We start from the raw sequence: 19,019 nt of genomic DNA on the forward strand, positions 1-19,019 counted from the left end.
CTAGAACGTGTTCTACTCGATGGGTGAGCACCAGCACAACTGCACCCCGCCCTGCCCCGGCGAGTCCGGTCGCCGAGGTTCCCGCGCCACAGTCGGAGATCCTGTCCGCGCCGCTGACGAACTCCTTCGCATACACGCGCTCGCTCGGACCGGTCCTGAGCCAGTTCGCCCTCGCCCTGCGCGACGGACGGATCGTGGGATCGAAGAGCAGCGATGGCACGGTGTCGGTGCCGCCGCGCGAGTTCGACCCGATCGGCGGCGCGAAGACCACCGAGCTGGTCGACGTCGCCTCGGTGGGCACCGTCGTCACCTGGTCGTGGCAACCGCAGCCGCTGGCGCCGCAACCCCTCGACAAGCCCTTCGCCTGGGCGCTGATCAAGCTCGACGGTGCCGATACGGCACTGCTGCATGCGGTTGCGGTGGACTCGCCTGCCGACATCTCGACCGGCCTACGGGTTCATGCCGTCTGGAAGGCGGCCCGCATCGGTCGTATCGACGACATCGCCTGCTTCGCGCCCGGTGACACCGCCGACGCGGTACCGGCGAACGAGGCCGAGAACTCCGACGACGAACTCATCGTCATGCCGACCCCCATCAGCACCGAGATCATCCACTCGGCCACCGAGGAGGAGTCCTGGTATCTCGAGGGACTGAAGGCCGGCAAGCTGTACGGGTCGCGGATCGGGTCCGGGGTGGATGCCGGGCGCGTCTACTTCCCACCGAAGGCGGTCAGCCCGTCCGACGGTTCGGCCGCGGTGGAGCGAGTCGAGTTGGCCGACACCGGGATCGTGACCACGTTCTGCATCGTCAACGTGCCCTTCCAGGGTCAGCGGATCAAGCCACCGTACGTGGCCGCCTACGTGCTCCTCGACGGCACCGACATTCCGTTCCTGCACCTGATCCTCGACTGCGAGGCCTCGGACGTACGCATGGGCATGCGCGTTCAGGCCGTCTGGCAGCCCGAGGAGGAGCGAGAACTGTCCATGGGCAGCATCAGCCACTTCCGTCCGACCGGTGAACCCGACGCCGACTACGAGTCCTATCGCGAGTTCCTGTGAGTGACAACGACTCTTCGACCGAACACTTCCCTCTAGGAGTTCTCCAGTGACCCTCCCCCGGATCGCGATCGTCGGGTTCGCGCACAGCCCGAACATCGTCGGGACGCACGGCACCACCAACGGCGTCGAGATGCTGATCCCCTGTTTCAGCAAGCTCTATGCCGACCTCGGCATCTCCCGCACCGACATCGAGTTCTGGTGCAGCGGCTCGTCGGACTACCTTGCCGGTCGAGCATTCTCGTTCATCTCGGCGATCGACTCGATCGGCGCGATGCCGCCGATCCACGAATCACACGTCGAGATGGACGGCGCCTGGGCGTTGTACGAGGCGTGGGTCAAGATCGCCACCGGCGAGGTCGACCTCGCCCTGGCTTACGGTTTCGGCAAGTCCACCGCAGGCAACATGGATCAGACTCTCGCCCTGCAGCTCGATCCGTACACCGTCGGGCCGCTGTGGCCCGACGCCCGATCACTGGGAGCGTTGCAGGCCCGTGCCGGCCTCGACGCCGGCACCTGGACCGAGGCGGATATGGCCGCCGTCGCCGCCCGCACCTCGGGCTCGTCGGTCGACGACGTGCTCGGCGCCGACTACGTGGCAGACCCGTTGCGCGCCCACGACATCGCCCCCTACACCGATGCTGCGGCCGCGGTCATCATCGCCAGTGAGCGCAAGGCCCGCGAACTGGTGGCCAATCCGGCTTTCGTCACCGGCTGGGATCACCGCATCGACACACCCAACTTCGGCGCTCGGAATCTGACCGTCTCGCCGTCGACGAAGCTGGCCGGCGACACCGCCTTCGGCGACCGCAGCCGCGCGGTCGACGTCGCCGAGATCAACGCGTCATTCACCCATCAGGAGCTGATCGTGCGTAACGCACTCGACCTCCCGGATTCGGTGCGCATCAACCCGTCCGGCGGCTCACTGGCGGGCAACTCGCTGTTCTCCGCCGGACTGCAGCGCGTCGGTTACGCGGCTCACGAGATCCTCACCGGCAACGCCGGCACCGCGGTGGCGCATGCGTCGAGCGGCCCACTGCTGCAGCAGAACATGGTGGTCACTCTGGCAGGAGACGAGAACTGATGGCCCACAACAATCGCGCAGCAGTCCTGGGCACCGGCCAGACCAAGTACGTCGCCAAGCGTCACGACGTCACGATGGCCGGCATGTGCCGGGAGGCCATCGACGCCGCCCTGGCCGACGCCCAGGTGTCCATCGACGATGTCGACGCCATCGTGATCGGCAAAGCGCCCGACCTGTTCGAGGGGTCGATGATGCCCGAACTGGCGATGGCCGAGGCACTCGGCGCCGTCGGCAAGCGAATGATTCGGGTGCACACGGCCGGGTCTGTGGGCGGATCGACGGCCAACGTGGCCGCATCGCTCGTGTTCGCCGGGGTGCACAAGCGTGTCCTTGCCGTTGCCTGGGAGAAGCAGTCCGAGTCGAATGCCATGTGGGCGTTGTCGATCCCCGTTCCATTCACCAAACCGGTCGGCGCTGGTGCCGGCGGGTTCTTCGCCCCGCACGTGCGTGCCTACATCCGCCAATCGGGCGCCCCCGAACACATCGGCGCGATGGTCGCCGCCAAGGACCGCCGTAACGGTTCACTCAATCCGCTGGCCCATCTGCAGCAGTCGGATCTCACCGTCGAGAAGGTGATGAGCAGCCAGATGCTGTGGGACCCGATCCGCTACGACGAGACGTGCCCGTCGTCGGATGGGGCGTGCGCGGTGGTGATCGGCGCCGAGGACGTGGCCGATGCCGCCGTCGCGGGCGGCAACCCGGTGGCATGGATTCATGCCACGGCGATGCGCACCGAACCCCTCGCGTTCGCCCACCGTAACGTGGTGAACCCGCAGGCCAGCCGCGACGCTGCTGCCGCCCTCTGGAAAGCCGGCGGCATCGACAATCCGATCGAGGAGATCGACGCCGCCGAGGTGTACGTGCCGTTCTCGTGGTTCGAACCGATGTGGCTGGAGAGCCTCGGATTCGCTGCCGAAGGTGAAGGCTGGAAACTCACCGAGGCCGGCGAAACCGAGATCGGTGGCCGCATCCCGCTCAACGCCTCCGGCGGCGTGCTGTCGTCCAATCCGATCGGCGCATCCGGCATGATCCGCTTCGCCGAGGCCGCAATCCAGGTGATGGGCAAAGCCGGCGCACATCAGGTCCCCGACGCCCGCAAGGCCCTCGGCCACGCCTACGGCGGTGGCTCGCAGTACTTCTCGATGTGGCTGGTCGGGGCCTCCAAGCCCACCCACTAGCCCGGGGGCGTCACCTCCCTTCCCAACGTCCCCACACGGAGGCCGACAGAACCCAGAATTTCGCCGAGAGAACCCTCTCTTTCGCCGACAGCATCAAGCCGTCGGCGAGTAGAGGAGGGTTCTCTCGGCGAAATTCTGGGTTCTGTCGGCGCGAAAGGTGGCCGGCCTCCGCGCTGGGCACGCGGAGCTGCAAGGTCGGGTTAGACAGGCCTGACCGACGCGATCGTTTTCTCGACCTCCCAGAACGCGCGCAGCGCGCTCATCTTCCCGTTGGCGTCGGCGCGATAGGTGAACACGCCGTGCGCCTCGGACACATGCCCGGCGATGTGGGTGACGATCTTGCCGACGTAGGCGACCTCGTTGCCGCAGATGATCTCGTCGTCGAAGACGAATTCGATGCTCTCGGTGGTGGCGATCGACTTGTCCCAGAACTCTGCGATCTGTTCGTGCCCGTGGAATCCCTTGCCTTCCGGGTCGAACATCGAGGGCCCCACCGGATCCTCCACCGATCCCTCGGCGGCGAAGTTCTCCACCCACGCCTGCTTGTCGCGCGCGGCGACGAACTCGCGGGACCGGCGTCCCGCCACCACCGCGGGATGATTCTCCCGGTCGATGTTCAGGTAGGCCGGCGTCTCCTTTTCCTGCGTGGTCATTTCGGCCCGGTCATTTCGTGCCGTAGTCGACCTGGAGTTCTTTCACACCGTTGATCCAGCCATGGCGCAGCCGGCGCGGCGACTCGAGTTTGCTGATGTCGGGCACCAAGTCGGCGATGGCGTTGAACATCAGGTTGATCTCCATGCGGGCCAGGTTGGCGCCGACGCAGAAGTGCGCACCGTTGCCGCCGAACCCGACATGCGGGTTGGGATCGCGCAGGATGTTGAAGTCGAACGGCTTGTCGAAGACGTCCTCGTCGTAGTTGGCCGAGCCATAGAACAGCCCGACGCGCTCCCCCTCGGCGACGTCGACTCCACCGATCTGCGTGTCGCGCTTGGCAGTCCGCTGGAAGCAGTTGACCGGTGTCGCCCATCTGACGATCTCGTCGACCGCGGTCGCGGGCCGTTCTCTCTTGAACAGCTCCCACTGATCCGGGTGGTCGAGGAAGGCGTTCATGCCGTGGCTGATGGCGTTGCGTGTGGTCTCGTTGCCCGCGACGGTCAGCAGGATGAAGAAGAACCCGAACTCGGTCTCGTCGAGGGACTGACCATCGATGTCGGCGTTCACCAAGGTCGAGACGATGTCGTCGACCGGGTTCTTCCGCCGCGCCTCGGCCATCGTGTAGCCGTATCCCAGGATCTCCGCGGACGCCATCTCCGGGTCCTCACCGAACTCCGGGTCGTCGTAGTTCATCATGTTGTTCGACCAGTCGAACAACTTGCCGCGGTCCTCTTCGGGCACACCGAGCAGGTCGGCGATGGCCAGCAGCGGCAGGTCGACGGCGACATCATGGACGAAGTCGCCGGTCCCCTTCTCGGCGGCCTTGCTCACGATCGTGCGCGCGGCGTTGTCGAGCTTCTCCTCCAGCGAATGCACCGCGCGCGGCGTGAAGGCCTTGGAGACCAGCTTGCGCAGCCGGGTGTGGTCGGGCGGATCGTGGTTGATCAACAGCGCCTTGGTGACGTCGAGCTGATCCTGGGTCATCTCGTCGTCGAAGCGCATGATGACGCCGTTGGTGGCGGTCGACCAGTCGTCGTTGTTCTTCGAGATCTCGCGGATGTGGGCGTGCTTGGACACCACCCAGTACCCGCCGTCGTGAAAACCGCCGCCCTTCCCCGGCAGCTGGGCGTTCCACCAGACGGGAGCCGTTCTGCGGAGCTGGGCGAACTCCTCCACCGGAATGCCCTTCTCGAGCAGTTCCGGGTTCGTGAAGTCCCAGCCCTCCTGCTCCATGAACGGATAACCGGCCGTAGCGCCCCCCGAATCGGCGCCGGTCGTCGCACCCTGTGCCTGGGTCACGTCACACCACCTCGCTCTGAGATTTAGAACCTGTTTCAGTCTCATTAGAGCACATTGTGATGCGGATGACAGTTCCGGATTGAAACTTGTTCTAGTTTTGCCGGGCGGCCGAGTCCATGACGTGCACAAATGATACCAACGACCATTGCAATATCAGTATTTGACGCAGGTGGACGGAACCGCGGCCGGCCCCCTTGCCCTCCGCGACTATCCGCTGGCCGTTCCAGAACAGGTTCAGCGCGCGGGGCCGGCAGGCCCATGGACGCCAATGAGAACTTGTTCTACGTTGGGTGCGAGGTCGAAGCCGACAGAGATGAAGAGGAGACGGGCATGGGTGTGCCGGTGATCGTGGAGGCGGCGCGTACGCCGATCGGAAAACGGGCCGGATGGCTGTCGGGTCTGCATGCCGAGGAACTCCTGGGGATGACCCAGCGCGGCCTGATCGAGAAGGCCGGCATCGATCCGTCGATCGTGGAGCAGGCCATTGGCGGCTGCGTGACGCAGGCGGGCGCGCAGGCCGGCAACATCACCCGCAAGGCGTGGCTCTCGGCCGGACTGCCCGAGCACGTCGGTGCGACGACCATCGACTGCCAGTGCGGTTCGGCCCAGCAGGCCAATCACCTGATCGCCGGACTGATCGCCACCGACACCATCGATGTGGGTATCGCCTGTGGCGTGGAGACCATGACCATGGTCCCGCTGGGCGCGAACGTCGGCTCCGATGCCGGCCCGTATCACGCGGAGTCGTGGAACGTCGAGATGCCCAATCAGTTCGCCTCCGCCGAACGCATCGCCGAGCGCCGGGGCATCACCCGAGCCGACACCGACGCGCTGGGCGAACGCAGTCAGCGACTGGCGAAGCAGGCCTGGGCAGAAGGACGCTTCGATCGAGAAGTGCTGTCCCTCAAGGCCCCCGAGCGCACCAAGGAGGGCGAGCTCACCGGAAAGATCCTCGACGTCAGTCGCGACCAGGGTCTGCGCGACACCACGCTGGAATCACTGGCCGCGCTGAAGCCGGTGCTCGATGGCGGCATCCACACGGCGGGAACGTCGTCGCAGATCTCCGACGGCGCTGCCTCGGTCCTCATCATGGACGAGGCCAAGGCCCGTGCACTCGGACTCACCCCACGCGCGCGGTTCGTGGCACAAGCGCTGGTGGGCGCAGAACCGTACTACCACCTCGACGGCCCGGTCCAGTCCACCGAGCGGGTGCTGGAGAAGTCCGGGATGTCGCTGTCGGACATCGACATCGTGGAGATCAACGAGGCATTCGCCTCGGTCGTCCTCAGTTGGGCGCAGGTGCACCAGGCCGACATGGACAAGGTCAACGTCAACGGTGGCGCGATTGCGCTGGGACACCCGGTGGGCAGCACGGGTTCCCGGCTCATCACCACGGCGCTGCACGAACTCGAACGGGCCGACAAGCAGACGGCGTTGATCACGATGTGCGCCGGCGGGGCATTGTCGACCGCCACCATCATCGAGCGGATCTGATGCCGGTCATGGATCCGGCCAATCGGCCGAAACAGTTGGGTTCACCGGTTGTCCAGTCGTTGATCAAGGTGGGCTCACGCCTGAACACCAGACTCTACAAGGTAACCGGGGGCCGGCTCGGCAAGTATTGGCGCGTCGGCGCGGGATTCGGCAAACCCGTTCCGGTCTGCCTGCTCACCACGACCGGACGCAAGACAGGCGAACCCCGCACGGCGCCGCTGATCTTCCTGCGCAAGGGCGACACCTTCATCCTCGTCGCATCCCAGGGCGGACTACCCAAGAATCCGGCGTGGTACCTCAACCTCGTCGCCGATCCGGCAGTGACGATCCAACTCGGCAAAGAGACCTTCGCCCTCACCGCCCGGACCGCGTCGGACGCCGAACGCGCCGAACTATGGCCGGAACTCGTCGACACCTATGCCGATTTCGACACGTATGCCGCCTGGACGGAACGGACGATCCCGGTGGTGATCTGCGAGCCGCGCTGACCGAAGGGCGCGGCCGGCGATCAGATGGCCACCACTCAACCACCGGTCGGCATCGCCCGCACCGCCGCACCGGCCCACGCGTCCAGGAAGCGACGCATGTCGTCGCCGTCACGGTCGCTCGGGTCGAGCACCATGGATTGCAGTGTGCGCAGCAGGATCTCGATGAGGGTTCCGAGATCGTCGTCGGTGTAGCCGCACGCCGTCCAGTCGACGTCCATCCGGTCGATGATCGAGCGCGCGAAGGTCCGGCCGAGCTCGGAGGTGAACTCACCGACGACGGGCGCGCTCACCCGGTCGGCACGGAGCAACAGACCGACGTAGTCGTCGTCGCGGAGCTCGTCGCGAACCGCTACCAGGCCCTCGACCACCGCCACATCGGGCTGCTCGATACCGCGCAGCCGCACCGCGATCCGTTCGAGCAGCGCATCGACGGCCTGTACCGCGGTCGCGGCGAGCAATTCGTCGATGCCCGCGTAGTACCGGTAGACGGTCTGCCGGGTGACACCGAGTTCGCGCGCGACATCGGCAAGGCCCGTCGACGTGCCGCGCCGGTCGATCGTGGTTCGGGTGGCCTCGAGAATCCGTGCCCGCGCCTCGTCGTCGTTGACCGGGACCCGACCACCCCACCCGTGGGTACGCATCAACCGCCGCCCACGCCAGCGCACCCGTCCATGGCGGATCAGCCTACCGGCATCCACAGCCGACCCGCGCGCGGCAATAGACCATACGTGTCGAACACAGGTGTATGGTGTAGTGACCGGCGACACAGGGAAACGACAAATGCCCCGCGCCGCGCCACGATGAGGAGGCTGCGTTGACCACATCACCCCTTGCCGGACCGTCATCTGACGTAGGACACACCAGCTGCGCCACGGGGAACGCGGGAACGCCATGACGACATCGGCCGAGCAGACCTTCGACGAGATCGATTTCACCGACCCCCTGCTGCTTGAGCGTGGTCTGCCGTTGCGCGAGTTCGCCGAACGACGCGCGACGGCCCCGGTCTGGTGGAACCCTCAGGCGATCGGACCGGCGTTCTTCGACGACGAGGGGTTCTGGGTCGTCTCCCGGCATGCCGACATCCGAGCGATCTCCAAAGACACCGCCACGTGGTCGAACTGGGCCAAGGGTGCGGTCATGCGCATGCCCGAGACATCTACGCGCGAGCAGGTGGAGGCTTCCCGCGCGTTCCTGCTCAACATGGATCCGCCCGAGCACACGCGGATGCGCAAGATCGTCTCGCGGATGTTCACGCCCCGAGCCGTCGCCACACTCGAGGAATCCCTCGCCCGGCACGCCAGGGAGGTGGTCTCGAACGCTGCGCAGACCGGCACCGGCAACTTCGTCGAGGACATCGCGATCCACCTGCCGCTGCGGGCAATCCTCGATCTACTGGGCGTGCCCGAGAGTGACCACGCGTATCTGTGCGAACTCGCCGACTCGATGGTCAACCCCGACGACCCGGACAGCAAATACGATCCGTTCACCGCCAACGTCGAGATGCTGAACTACGCCTCTGCGATGGCCGAGGACCGACGCACCACTCCGCGCGACGACATCGTCACCGTGCTGGTACAGGCCGACATCGACGGCCATGCGCTGAGCGAGACCGAGTTCGGCCTGTTCGTCATCCTGCTCGTCATCGCCGGAAACGAGACGACCCGAAATGCGATCAGCAACGGCATCAACGCATTTCTCGACAACCCCGGGCAGTGGGACCTGTATCGACGTGAGCGTCCCGCGACCGCCGTCGACGAGGCCATCCGGTGGGCGACACCGGTGCACTGCTTCCAGCGCACCGCGACATGTGACACCGAGGTCGGCGGGGTGCCCATCGCCGCGGGCCAGCGTGTCGGATTGTTCTACAGCTCAGCCAATTACGACGAGGAGGTGTTCGACGACCCGTTCGCCTTCGACATCACCCGCGACCCCAATCCGCACCTGAGCTTCGGCGGCAACGGCGCGCACTTCTGTATCGGCGCCAATCTGGCGCGACTCGAGGTGAACACCATGTTCAACACGCTCGCCGACATCGTTCCCGACATGACCAAACTCGCCGAGCCGCAACGTGTTCGCTCGGGTTGGCTCAATGGCGTCAAGGATCTGCAGGTGTCCTACCGACCGGATGGACGATGATCTCGACACTCCACTCACTCCGTTCGCGGCTACTCGATCACCAGGTATCCCCCTCAACTGCTGGTTGAGTGGGACCAGCAGCACTCACCCGATGCCGCGCTCGGCCGACTCCCAGTACTGTGCACGCAGCGCCTTCTTGTCCGGCTTACCCAGCGCGGTCAGCGGAAGCGAGTCGGCGTAGACGACCTGCTTGGGCGACTGGACGGCACCCTTGCGGGCCTTGACCGACTCCTGGATCTCACGGGTGATCCGTTCCTTTGTGACCGCATCCTGGTCGGCGTCGTCGCGCAGCACCACCACGGCCGTCACGGCTTCGCCCCACTTGTCGTCGGGCACTCCGATGACGCCCACCTGCCCCACCGACGGGTGTTCGGCCACAACGTCTTCGACCTCACGCGGGAAGACGTTGAACCCGCCGGTGACGATCATGTCCTTGGTGCGGTCGACGATGTACCAGAATCCGTCGGCGTCTTCGCGGGCGACGTCACCGGTGCGGAGCCAGCCGTCGCGAAAGGTGTCGGCGGTCTGCTCCGGCAGCCCCCAGTAGCCACCGGCCAGCAGTGGTCCCGCCACGCAGATCTCGCCCGGGTCCCCCTGGGCCACCGGCTTGTCGTCGGGCCCGAGCAGAGCGGTCCGCAGGAACGCCGACGGCCGGCCACAACTGCTCAGCCGACGCGGATCGTCACCGGGTTTGGGGTGGTCGTTCTTGCCGAGGTAGCTGATCACCATGGGCGCCTCGGACTGGCCGTAGTACTGCGCGAAGATGGGACCGAATCGTTCGATGGCCTCCGCGAGTCGCACCGGATTGATCGCCGACGCGCCATAATACACCGTCTCCAGCGACGAGAGGTCACGGGTCTTCGAATCGGGGTGGTCCATCAGCGCGTACAGCATGGACGGCACGAGCATCGTCGCGGTGATGCGTTCGGACTCGATGACGCGCAGTACCTCACCCGGGTCGAACTTGCCCATCACCACCATGCACCCGCCCTTGATCAGAGTGGGTACGAAGAACGCGGCACCCGCATGCGACAGCGGGGTGCACATCAGGAATCGGGGATTCTCCGGCCACTCCCACTCGGAGAGCTGGATCTGGGTCATCGTCGACATCGCCCGCGCGGTACCGATGACGCCCTTGGGTTTGCCCGTGGTGCCGCCGGTGTAGGTGATCGACACGATGTGTTCGGGCGGCAGGTCGGCCGCAGCCAACGGCTTGGGCGCGAAGTTCTCCGCCTCGGCGATGACATCGCGGCCGTAGGCGGCGAGCTGCTCGGGCACCGGACCCAACGTCAGCACCTGTTTGAGGCTGTCGACCCGCTCGACCAATGCCGCTGCTCGTTCGACGAACATCGGCACCGGGTCGATGACCAACGTCGTCACGCCCGCATCCGACAGCACGTAGGCGTGGTCGTCGAGCGACCCGAGCGGGTGCAGCGCGGTGCGCCGCCAGCCCTGGGTCTGACCGGCACCGATCACCAGCAGCACCTCGGGCCGATTCAGCGCGAGCAGACCCACCGTCGAACCGGTCCCGGCACCCAGCGATTCGAATGCCTGCTGATAGCGACTGACGGCGTCGGCCATGTGACGCCCGGTGAGCTCGGTGTCGCCGAGGAACAGCACCGTGCGGTCCGCATGCCGACGTAGTGCGGCCACCAACAGGTCACCGAGATGGGTGCCGCCGCGCAAATGATCGAATTCGGTCGTCGAATCCTGAAGAGCAGTCATGGACACCAACACTAGGACGTGTTTCAGAATTTCGGAAGAACTGACGACTATACGGCTTCTTGACGTGGTCTGATGCCGAGTTTCAGGACCACCGTCAATGGTAGAACACGTTCCTTCTCGCGGATTGGCGTCTCGTGGTGCTCATCACCACACGTCGCGGGCGCTCAACTAAGTGGTGCTGTTCGTAAGTTCATCCGGGGTATTCGGTGGAGCGATGGGCGACTGGCAAGGCGGAGGAGGGAGCGATGACAGCGTCATCGTGACCGACGACAACGCAGCCAGTCGCCCATCGAACGCCGAAGACACCCGACGAACTTACGGACAGGACCACTAAGATCGGTGACCATGACCGATCTGGATCTGGCCACCAGCCGCCGCGACATCACCGATGCCCTCCTGACCGCATTCGAGCGCCGGCACGAGGTCCTCGACGCCATCGTCGACGCCGAGAACCGCGATGAGGCAGTGGAGGCTGTCGCACAACTCCTCGACAAGTCCACCCTGGGCGCCGAGGCGATCCTCGGCATGTCCTTCTTCCAGCTCACCAAGGACGAGCGTCGCAAGAATCAGGCCGAACTCGACGACCTCAACAGCGCGCTCACCTTCACCTTGGCCGAGCGTCCCGCCAGCAGCGGCGACACGCTCGAACTGCGCCCGTTCGACGCGACCGCCGACGCCGACCTGTTCACCACCCGCACCGAGGAACTCCAGGTTGCCGGCGACGGCTCGGGCTCCCCCGCCGGCGACATCGCCGACGAGATCGCCAAGGCCAACGAACGCGTCCACAACGAGGACGCGGTCTGGCTCGTCGGCATCGATGGCGGCGAGAAGGTCGGGTTCGTGTTCGGCGAACTGACGGGTAGCGAGGTCGACGTCCGGATCTGGATTCACCCCGATCACCGGAAGAAGGGCTACGGGACGGCATGCCTGCGCAAGTCGCGCGCGGAGATGGCCGCCTACTTCCCCGGTGCCCACATGGTGGTACGTGCACCCAGCGCGTAGTGGTGCTGCACGTAAGTGCGTCAGGCCCGAGCCGCGGCCGCCCCGTCGGCCCGGGTGGCAGCGGCATTGACGCGGGTGAGGACGTCGTGCAGCTCATCGAGCACGTCGAGGTCGACGCCCAGTGCCTCGACCACGGCGGGCGGGATACCCAAGGCCTGTTCGCGGAGCGCCCAGCCCTGATCGGTCAACGCGACGTCGACGTTGCGTTCGTCGTCACCACGACGCTGCCGAACGACGAGACCCGACGCCTCGAGCCGCTTCAGCAGTGGCGACAACGTGGCCGAATCGAGTTGCAGAACCTGCCCGAGGTCCTTCACCGCGCGCGGCGAGTCCTCCCACAGCGCCAGCATCACGAGGTATTGCGGGTGGGTCAGGCCGAGCGGCTCGAGCAGTCGCCGGTAGATCTTCAGCACCGAACGATTCGCCACGGCCAGCGCGAAACACACCTGCCGTTCCAGCAGCAGCGGATTCGACTCTCCGCCTTTGATGTCCACGCCTGAGGTGGTCACGCCGGTCACCGCCCGCGATACTTGCGGTGGTACTCGTCGTAGAGGTCCGCGTTGCGTTCCTTCTCGCGCTTGTCGATCAGATCGGGATCGAGACCGTGCTGTTCCAGTCGATGCCGGCGGTAGACGCGGTTGAGCGCCAACGTGAAGAACACGTAGGCGATGGGGATCGGTAGTGCCATGGTGATCCGGACATCCCACGGCGCCGGCACCAGGAGGAACGGCAGCATCAGCATGAGAACCGGAATCGCCCAGCGCACCACCATGCGCAGTGTGGCGTGCGGTCCCGCAAGGTCGTTGGCGACCCATTCGTTCATCGACTTCGGCATTCTCGCGCCGTAGCAGTATCGGATGTATTGCAGCCCGCGAGGACGATCGCTGGTGGTTGACGTTTGCACGAATCAATCGTACACGATCAAATCGTTCCTCGATGATCTCGATACGCTTCTTCGTCGCTACTCGATCACCAGAACTGTCCCCGCGCGAGCACGCGCCCCCGGCCCGTCGAGTAGCCCCGCGCGAGCAAGCGCCCCCCGCCGGTCGAGTAGCCTGCGAGCCCCTGGGCGAGCACGCGTATCGAGACCCCGCCTACACCCGCCGCCGCGGCACCCCGAACCGCGCGACGATCGCCCGAATCCGGTACTCCTCGTCGACGACAAACGACTCGTGGACATGCGCAGCCAACCCGAGCGCCTTGGGTCGCACATGCACCCAGTACCGTGTGGCCACCATGTGGCCATCGACGTCGGCCGAGAACTCACTGATCCGGTGGATCAGCCGGAACTGAGGGCCCCGACGGAGACCCCGCGCGATATGCGGTCCGTTGCGGCCGGTCTTCAGGCCCAACTCGACCCGGGTGCACTCCGGATGTAGCGACACCCCGGAAGGGTCGTGGCTGACCAGGGCGTCGACATAGGCACGCGCGGCGGCGACGCGTTGCGCCGCGCGCTCGGGATCGCGGTCCGGCGTCACGTCTACCGCGCGCCGTAGACCGGAACCGGCACCGGCGACTTCGCGAGGAGTTCGTCGACCACCGGGCCCAGTTCGCCGGGTGCCCACCGAGAGCCCTTGTCCTGCTCGGCGCTGCGCTGGAAGGCGTCGATGACGGTGACCTTGCCACCTTCCACTTCGAAGACGCGGCCCGTGACCGAGGAGGACTCCGTCGATCCCAGCCACACCACCAGCGGCGAGATGTTCGCGGGGTCCATGGCGTCGAAGGAGCCGTCGGCCGGCGCGGCCATCTGCGCGGCCATCGCCTCTCCGGCACCCATCGTCATCTGCGTACGCGCCGACGGTGCGATCGCGTTGGCGGTCACCCCGTAGTTGCCCAGTTCGGCCGCCGCCTGGATGGTCAGAGCGGTGATACCGGCCTTGGCGGCCACATAGTTGCCCTGCCCCACCGAACCGAAAAGTCCTGCGCCCGAAGAGGTGTTGATGATGCGAGCGGTTCGCTGACGACCCGCTTTCGATTCGCTACGCCAGTATGCGGCGGCATGGTGCAGTGTCACGAAGTGACCCTTGAGATGAACTCGCACCACGGCATCCCACTCGTCTTCGGACATGGCCACCAGCATCCGATCGCGCACGAACCCGGCGTTGTTGACGATGATGTCGAGCCCGCCGAATGTGTCGACGGCGGTGGCGATCATGGCCGCGCCGGCATCCCAGTCGGCCACATCGGAGACGACGGGAATGGCCCGGCCGCCCGCCGTGACGATCTCGTCGGCGACGGCGTGCGCCGAGTTGGTGTCGAAGTCGTTGACCACCACCTGCGCCCCCTCGGCGGCGAAGGCGAGCGCGTGTGCGCGCCCGATACCCTGTCCGGCACCGGTCACAATGGCGACCCGACCTTCATTCAACTTGTCCACCACGACTTCTCCCCTTCATCGATTGCCCTGCGCCATCCTGGGCGACTCATACCTTGTTGTCTGCGGTCGCCGCGGCGAGGAAGGCCGGTCGCTCACCACCACCATGCACTGTCAGCGTGGAACCGGTGATGTAACCGGCCAACGGACTGAGCAGAAAGGCGACGGCGTTGCCGACGTCCTCGGGCATCGCCAGCCGGCCCATCGGGATCGTCGCAGCCACGGCCGCGACACCGGCGTCGTCACCGTAGTGCAGATGCGCCTGTTCGGTCAGCACCGACCCGCAGACCACCGAGTTGATGCGGACCTGTGGCGCCCATTCGATGGCCAGTGACGTGATCGCGTTGTCCAGCCCCGCCTTGGCCGCCCCATAGGCCGAGGTCCCCGGTGACGGTCGATGCCCACTGACGCTGGACACGTTCACGATCGCTCCACCACCCTCCTGTTGGCACATCATCGCGTGCGCCGCACGAGCGACGGTCAACGGCGCCAGCAGGTTCAGTTCGACGATCTTGCTCGCGAAACGCGGCGACGCATCGGCGGCCGGCGCGAACGGCGACCCCCCGGCGTTGTTCACCACACCGTCGAGCCGGCCGTGCGTCTCGACGATGCCCCGCACCATGGCATCGACCGCATCCGCATCCCGCACATCGCAGGTCACGAACTCGACCTCGGAGTCGGGACCGGGATTGCGTCCACACACCACGGGAACGGCACCGAGATCGGCGAGCACGCGCGCGATGCCCGCACCCACCCCTCGTGTCCCACCCGTCACCAGCACGACCTGCTTGTCCAGGCCCAGATCCAGCCCACGCGCGGCTGCCGAAGCGGCGCCGGCGACGCCCTGACCAGCGACCTGCCCGTCTGCCTTCATGAGTGCTACCCTACCAAACAACCAAGCACTTGCTTGGTTGTGTTCTGAAGGACTCGAGAGGAGCAGGTGTGCCGATCACCACCACACGCACCGAGAGCGGGATCGTGACGGTGACCGTCGACTACCCGCCGGTCAACGCGTTGCCGTCCGCAGCCTGGTTCGAACTGGCCGACGCCATCACCGCAGCCGGCGAGGACCTGTCCACCCACGTCGTGATCCTCCGGGCCGAAGGGCGCGGGTTCAACGCCGGCGTCGACATCAAGGAGATGCAGGCCACCGCCGGTTTCGACGCGCTGATCGGCGCCAATCGCGGGTGCGCGGCGGCGTTCTCCGCCGTCTACGACTGCGCGGTTCCGGTGATCGCCGCGGTCAACGGGTTCTGCGTGGGCGGCGGGATCGGGTTGGTCGGCAACGCTGATGTCATCGTCGCCACCGACGATGCGGTGTTCGGCCTGCCCGAGGTCGACCGCGGTGCGCTCGGCGCAGCGACGCATCTGGCCCGCCTGGTACCGCAGCACATGATGCGCACCCTGTACTACACCGCGCAGAACGTAACCGCCCAGCAACTCGAGCATTTCGGCTCGGTGTACCGCGTGGTGGCCCGCGAGGATCTCCTCGACGCCGCGATGGAGGTGGCCGAGAAGATCGCCACCAAGGACACCCGGGTGATCCGGGCCGCCAAAGAGGCCATCAATCACATCGATCCGGTCGATGTGAAGAGCAGCTACCGGCTCGAGCAGGGCTTCACCTTCGAACTCAATCTGGCCGGCGTCGCCGACGAACACCGCGACGCCTTCGTCAGCACCGGTAAGGCCCTCGACACCGCCGGATCGACCAGCACTGGAGGACGCGCCTGATGACGGCCACCCCAACCGACAAGACCAGTTCGCTCGACGACGTCATCGACGAACTGCGCGACGGCATGACCATCGGCATCGGCGGATGGGGTTCGCGGCGCAAGCCGATGGCGCTGGTCCGCGCGCTGGCCCGCTCCGACATCAGGGATCTGACCGTCGTCACCTACGGCGGACCCGACCTCGGACTACTCTGCGCTGCCGGCAAAGTCCGCCGCGCCTACTACGGGTTCGTCTCTCTGGACTCCGCTCCGTTCTACGATCCGTGGTTCGCGAAGGCCCGCACGTCGGGCGCGCTCGAGGCACGTGAGATGGACGAGGGCATGGTCAAATGCGGCCTCGAAGCGGCTGCTGCCCGACTGCCGTTTCTGCCGATCCGTGCCGGCCTCGGTTCCGACGTCCCCAATTTCTGGGCGGGCGAACTCAAGACCGTCGAGTCCCCCTACCCCGTGGCCGACGGTCGAACCGAGACGTTGATCGCGATGCCCGCACTGCGGCTCGACGCGGCCTTCGTCCATCTCGATCTCGCCGACAGCCGCGGCAACGCCGCCTATACCGGCGTCGACCCGTACATGGACGACATCTTCTGCGGCGCCGCCGAACGCCGCTATCTCGAGACCGACCAGATCGTCTCCACCGAGGTTCTGGTCAAAACCGTTCCGACCCAGCGGTTGTTGCTGAACCGGATGAATGTGGACCGGGTGGTGCACACGCCGAACGGCGCGCATTTCACCTTTGCGGGCGAGTACGGCCGCGACGAGAAGTTCCAGCAGTTCTATGTGGAGTCGGCGAAGGACCCCGACACCTGGGCGGCGTTCTCGAAACGCTTCCTCGAGGTCGACGAGGCCGACTACCAGCATGCGGTCACCGAATGGCAAGGCGAGCAGGAGGACCAGCAGTGAGCACCACCGCCGACACGAGCTCTTCGCCGGTTGAGCCTGTCGAAACCACCCGCGCCGAGATCTGTGTCGTCGCGTGCGCCGAGATCTTCTCCGGCGCCGGCGAGATCATGGCGTCCCCGATGGCGCCGACGCCGCTGATCGGCGCACGTCTGGCCCGGCTGACCACCGAACCCGATCTGTTGATCACCGACGGTGAGGCGCTGATCCTGTCCGACACCCCGGCCATCGGCAAGTCCGGTCCGATCGAGGGGTGGATGCCGTTCCGCAAGGTGTTCGACGTCGTCGCATCGGGACGTCGACACGTGGTGATGGGCGCCAACCAGATCGACCGGTACGGCAACCAGAACCTGTCGGCGTTCGGGCCGCTACAACACCCGACCCGGCAGATGTTCGGCGTGCGCGGCGCACCCGGCAACACCATCAACCATCCGACCAGCTACTGGGTGGCCCGTCACTCGGCGCGGGTGTTCACCGACACCGTCGACATCGTCTCGGGAATCGGTTACGACAAGGTCGATCCCGACAATCCGGCGTTCCGCTACCTGAACATCCCGCGAGTGGTGACCAACCTGGGCGTCTTCGACTTCGAGGGCCCCGACCACACCATGCGCGCACGGTCGCTGCACCCCGGCGTCACCGCCGAGGACGTCGCCGAGAACACCGGCTTCGAGATCGCCGGCCTCGCCGATGCCCCCACCACCCGACTCCCGACCGACGAGGAATTGACCCTGATCCGGGATGTGCTCGACCCCAAGGGCGTCCGGAATCGAGAAGTGAAATGACCTCCCCGGCCCGGGCAGCGAGCCTCTCGACCCGATTCACCGAACTCGTCGGCATCGACTACCCCATCGTGCAGACCGGCATGGGCTGGGTGTCGGGGCCGTCGCTGACCTCGGCCACGTCGAATGCCGGCGGCCTGGGCATCCTCGCATCGGCGACGATGACCTACGCCGAGCTAGCAGCCGCGATCGCGAAGACGAAGTCGTTGACCGACAAGCCGTTCGGCGTCAACATCCGCGCCGACGCCGCCGACGCACCGGAGCGCATCGATCTGCTCATCCGCGAAGGGGTGCGAGTGGCGTCGTTCGCCCTGGCACCCAAGCAGGAGTTGATCGCGAAGCTGAAGGCCAACGGGATCTTGGTGATCCCGTCGATCGGCGCTGCCAAGCATGCCGTCAAGGTCGCGTCGTGGGGCGCCGACGCGGTGATCGTGCAGGGCGGTGAAGGCGGCGGCCACACCGGCCCGGTGGCCACCACGTTGCTGTTGCCGTCGGTGCTGGATGCGTTGTCGGCCAAGGGCATCGACATGCCAGTTGTCGCCGCGGGTGGCTTCTTCGACGGCCGCGGGCTGGTCGCCGCGTTGTCGTACGGAGCCGAGGGGGTCGCGATGGGCACCCGGTTCCTGCTGACCACTGACAGCGCGGTGCCGGATTCGGTGAAGCAGGAGTACCTGCAGCGCGGCCTCGGCGACACGGTGGTGTCGGTGAAGGTCGACGGCATGCCACACCGCGTCCTGCGGACTCCGCTCGTGGAGGCACTGGAGAGCGGCAGCCGGATCAGAGCGCTCGCCGCGGCGGCGCGCAATGCCAACGAGTTCAAGCAGATGACCGGCATGAAGTGGACCACGATGCTGCGCGACGGCCGCACCATGCGCAAGTCCGGTGAACGCAGCTGGCAACAGGTCATCATGGCCGGCAACACCCCGATGCTGTTGCGCGCCGGGCTGGTCGAGGGCAACACCGAGGCCGGGGTGCTCGCGTCGGGTCAGGTCGTGGGCATGATCGATGATCTGCCGAGTTGCGACGAACTCGTGCAGTCGATCGTGACGCAGGCGCACGATCGGCTGAAGGCACTCGGCACCTTGGGTTGACGGCAGCCGGTCATTTCCACACCCGGCCGGCCG

At 66.2% G+C, this 19,019-nt stretch carries 20 protein-coding genes; 11 read left to right on the forward strand and 9 right to left on the reverse strand.

The features are described 5' to 3' along the window. Positions 1–23: 23 nt before the first annotated feature. The 3 genes from NWF22_RS06345 to NWF22_RS06355 are packed head-to-tail and all read left to right on the forward strand — an operon-like array spanning position 24 to position 3,317. Entirely contained in the window at positions 24–1,058 is a 1,035-nt protein-coding gene (locus NWF22_RS06345; protein WP_160900107.1) for a Zn-ribbon domain-containing OB-fold protein, read from the forward strand. A gap of 46 nt (positions 1,059–1,104) precedes the next feature. Further along, positions 1,105–2,139, forward strand: coding sequence for a thiolase family protein (locus NWF22_RS06350; protein ID WP_160900106.1), 1,035 nt, complete (start codon positions 1,105–1,107; stop codon positions 2,137–2,139). Next, positions 2,139–3,317 carry a thiolase family protein gene (locus NWF22_RS06355; RefSeq protein WP_160900105.1) on the forward strand — a complete coding sequence of 393 codons (1,179 nt, stop codon included), beginning with the start codon at positions 2,139–2,141 and terminating at the stop codon, positions 3,315–3,317. The genes NWF22_RS06350 and NWF22_RS06355 overlap by 1 nt, the downstream gene beginning before the upstream one ends. A 200-nt stretch (positions 3,318–3,517) precedes the next feature. On the opposite strand, the gene NWF22_RS06360 is transcribed toward NWF22_RS06355, so the two are convergent. Continuing rightward, the gene (locus NWF22_RS06360; protein WP_160900104.1) at positions 3,518–3,970 is read right to left on the reverse strand and encodes a nuclear transport factor 2 family protein; all 453 of its coding nucleotides are present in this window, start codon (positions 3,968–3,970) and stop codon (positions 3,518–3,520) included. Between the two features lie 10 nt (positions 3,971–3,980). Beyond that, positions 3,981–5,270: a cytochrome P450 gene (locus tag NWF22_RS06365; protein WP_373691983.1), complete on the reverse strand. Its 1,290-nt coding sequence runs from the start codon at positions 5,268–5,270 to the stop codon at positions 3,981–3,983. A gap of 330 nt (positions 5,271–5,600) precedes the next feature. On the opposite strand from NWF22_RS06365, the gene NWF22_RS06370 reads away from it, so the two are divergent. Next, a complete protein-coding gene (locus NWF22_RS06370) occupies positions 5,601–6,764 on the forward strand; it encodes a steroid 3-ketoacyl-CoA thiolase (protein ID WP_160900102.1) in 1,164 nt (387 codons plus the stop codon). Then, positions 6,764–7,252 (forward strand): nitroreductase family deazaflavin-dependent oxidoreductase, encoded by a 489-nt coding sequence (locus tag NWF22_RS06375; protein ID WP_202398139.1) that lies wholly within the window; start codon positions 6,764–6,766, stop codon positions 7,250–7,252. The genes NWF22_RS06370 and NWF22_RS06375 overlap by 1 nt, the downstream gene beginning before the upstream one ends. Before the next feature lie 35 nt (positions 7,253–7,287). Here the strand turns inward: NWF22_RS06375 and NWF22_RS06380 are convergent, their stop codons facing one another. Beyond that, entirely contained in the window at positions 7,288–7,893 is a 606-nt protein-coding gene (locus NWF22_RS06380; protein ID WP_160900100.1) for a TetR/AcrR family transcriptional regulator, read from the reverse strand. 250 nt (positions 7,894–8,143) lie between these two features. Between NWF22_RS06380 and NWF22_RS06385 the strand changes: the two genes are divergently transcribed. Then, positions 8,144–9,388 (forward strand): cytochrome P450, encoded by a 1,245-nt coding sequence (locus NWF22_RS06385; protein ID WP_160900099.1) that lies wholly within the window; start codon positions 8,144–8,146, stop codon positions 9,386–9,388. An 84-nt stretch (positions 9,389–9,472) separates the two neighbouring features. On the opposite strand, the gene fadD8 is transcribed toward NWF22_RS06385, so the two are convergent. Then, positions 9,473–11,113 carry a fatty-acid--CoA ligase FadD8 gene (gene fadD8 / locus NWF22_RS06390; protein WP_160900098.1) on the reverse strand — a complete coding sequence of 547 codons (1,641 nt, stop codon included), beginning with the start codon at positions 11,111–11,113 and terminating at the stop codon, positions 9,473–9,475. 345 nt (positions 11,114–11,458) lie between these two features. Between fadD8 and NWF22_RS06395 the strand changes: the two genes are divergently transcribed. Next, the gene (locus tag NWF22_RS06395) at positions 11,459–12,115 is read left to right on the forward strand and encodes a GNAT family N-acetyltransferase (RefSeq protein ID WP_160900097.1); all 657 of its coding nucleotides are present in this window, start codon (positions 11,459–11,461) and stop codon (positions 12,113–12,115) included. 20 nt (positions 12,116–12,135) lie between these two features. On the opposite strand, the gene NWF22_RS06400 is transcribed toward NWF22_RS06395, so the two are convergent. The 5 genes from NWF22_RS06400 to NWF22_RS06420 form a co-directional block, all read right to left on the reverse strand. Then, complete coding sequence (locus tag NWF22_RS06400; RefSeq protein ID WP_258321344.1) at positions 12,136–12,624, reverse strand: MarR family winged helix-turn-helix transcriptional regulator; 489 nt, start codon at positions 12,622–12,624, stop codon at positions 12,136–12,138. A gap of 5 nt (positions 12,625–12,629) precedes the next feature. Continuing rightward, positions 12,630–13,019 (reverse strand): DUF5313 domain-containing protein, encoded by a 390-nt coding sequence (locus NWF22_RS06405; protein ID WP_160900095.1) that lies wholly within the window; start codon positions 13,017–13,019, stop codon positions 12,630–12,632. Positions 13,020–13,209: 190 nt separating this feature from the next. Further along, on the reverse strand, positions 13,210–13,593 hold the full coding sequence (locus NWF22_RS06410) for a DUF8021 domain-containing protein (RefSeq protein ID WP_160900094.1): 384 nt from the start codon (positions 13,591–13,593) through the stop codon (positions 13,210–13,212). A gap of 2 nt (positions 13,594–13,595) precedes the next feature. Further along, the gene (locus NWF22_RS06415) at positions 13,596–14,492 is read right to left on the reverse strand and encodes an SDR family oxidoreductase (RefSeq protein ID WP_160900093.1); all 897 of its coding nucleotides are present in this window, start codon (positions 14,490–14,492) and stop codon (positions 13,596–13,598) included. A gap of 43 nt (positions 14,493–14,535) precedes the next feature. After that, positions 14,536–15,360: an SDR family oxidoreductase gene (locus tag NWF22_RS06420; protein ID WP_160900092.1), complete on the reverse strand. Its 825-nt coding sequence runs from the start codon at positions 15,358–15,360 to the stop codon at positions 14,536–14,538. 68 nt (positions 15,361–15,428) lie between these two features. Here NWF22_RS06420 and echA20 point away from each other — a divergent pair, with 68 nt between their 5' ends. From echA20 to NWF22_RS06440, 4 genes are read left to right on the forward strand one after another with little or no spacing between them, the layout of a single operon-like run. Next, positions 15,429–16,217: a (7aS)-7a-methyl-1,5-dioxo-2,3,5,6,7,7a-hexahydro-1H-indene-carboxyl-CoA hydrolase gene (gene echA20, locus NWF22_RS06425; RefSeq protein ID WP_160900091.1), complete on the forward strand. Its 789-nt coding sequence runs from the start codon at positions 15,429–15,431 to the stop codon at positions 16,215–16,217. Beyond that, positions 16,217–17,116: a CoA transferase subunit A gene (locus NWF22_RS06430; protein WP_160900090.1), complete on the forward strand. Its 900-nt coding sequence runs from the start codon at positions 16,217–16,219 to the stop codon at positions 17,114–17,116. Before echA20 ends, NWF22_RS06430 begins: the two co-directional genes overlap by 1 nt. Continuing rightward, entirely contained in the window at positions 17,086–17,898 is an 813-nt protein-coding gene (locus NWF22_RS06435; RefSeq protein ID WP_202398138.1) for a CoA-transferase subunit beta, read from the forward strand. Before NWF22_RS06430 ends, NWF22_RS06435 begins: the two co-directional genes overlap by 31 nt. Continuing rightward, positions 17,895–18,986 (forward strand): NAD(P)H-dependent flavin oxidoreductase, encoded by a 1,092-nt coding sequence (locus NWF22_RS06440; RefSeq protein ID WP_160900088.1) that lies wholly within the window; start codon positions 17,895–17,897, stop codon positions 18,984–18,986. Before NWF22_RS06435 ends, NWF22_RS06440 begins: the two co-directional genes overlap by 4 nt. Positions 18,987–19,019: the final 33 nt, after the last annotated feature.

It is taken from the genome of Gordonia mangrovi, from assembly GCF_024734075.1.
Classification (GTDB): domain Bacteria; phylum Actinomycetota; class Actinomycetes; order Mycobacteriales; family Mycobacteriaceae; genus Gordonia; species Gordonia mangrovi.

What these genes read in the sequence shown, in the direction of transcription:
- NWF22_RS06395 (WP_160900097.1), top strand. Translation starts at nt 11,459, where the DNA reads ATGACCGATCTGGATCTGGCCACCAGCCGCCGCGACATCACCGATGCC.
- NWF22_RS06385 (WP_160900099.1), top strand. Translation starts at nt 8,144, where the DNA reads ATGACGACATCGGCCGAGCAGACCTTCGACGAGATCGATTTCACCGAC.
- NWF22_RS06360 (WP_160900104.1), bottom strand. Translation starts at nt 3,970, where the DNA reads ATGACCACGCAGGAAAAGGAGACGCCGGCCTACCTGAACATCGACCGG.
- NWF22_RS06380 (WP_160900100.1), bottom strand. Translation starts at nt 7,893, where the DNA reads ATGCGTACCCACGGGTGGGGTGGTCGGGTCCCGGTCAACGACGACGAG.
- NWF22_RS06430 (WP_160900090.1), top strand. Translation starts at nt 16,217, where the DNA reads ATGACGGCCACCCCAACCGACAAGACCAGTTCGCTCGACGACGTCATC.
- NWF22_RS06370 (WP_160900102.1), top strand. Translation starts at nt 5,601, where the DNA reads ATGGGTGTGCCGGTGATCGTGGAGGCGGCGCGTACGCCGATCGGAAAA.
- NWF22_RS06355 (WP_160900105.1), top strand. Translation starts at nt 2,139, where the DNA reads ATGGCCCACAACAATCGCGCAGCAGTCCTGGGCACCGGCCAGACCAAG.
- NWF22_RS06420 (WP_160900092.1), bottom strand. Translation starts at nt 15,360, where the DNA reads ATGAAGGCAGACGGGCAGGTCGCTGGTCAGGGCGTCGCCGGCGCCGCT.
- fadD8 (WP_160900098.1), bottom strand. Translation starts at nt 11,113, where the DNA reads ATGACTGCTCTTCAGGATTCGACGACCGAATTCGATCATTTGCGCGGC.
- NWF22_RS06375 (WP_202398139.1), top strand. Translation starts at nt 6,764, where the DNA reads ATGCCGGTCATGGATCCGGCCAATCGGCCGAAACAGTTGGGTTCACCG.
- NWF22_RS06435 (WP_202398138.1), top strand. Translation starts at nt 17,086, where the DNA reads ATGGCAAGGCGAGCAGGAGGACCAGCAGTGAGCACCACCGCCGACACG.
- NWF22_RS06440 (WP_160900088.1), top strand. Translation starts at nt 17,895, where the DNA reads ATGACCTCCCCGGCCCGGGCAGCGAGCCTCTCGACCCGATTCACCGAA.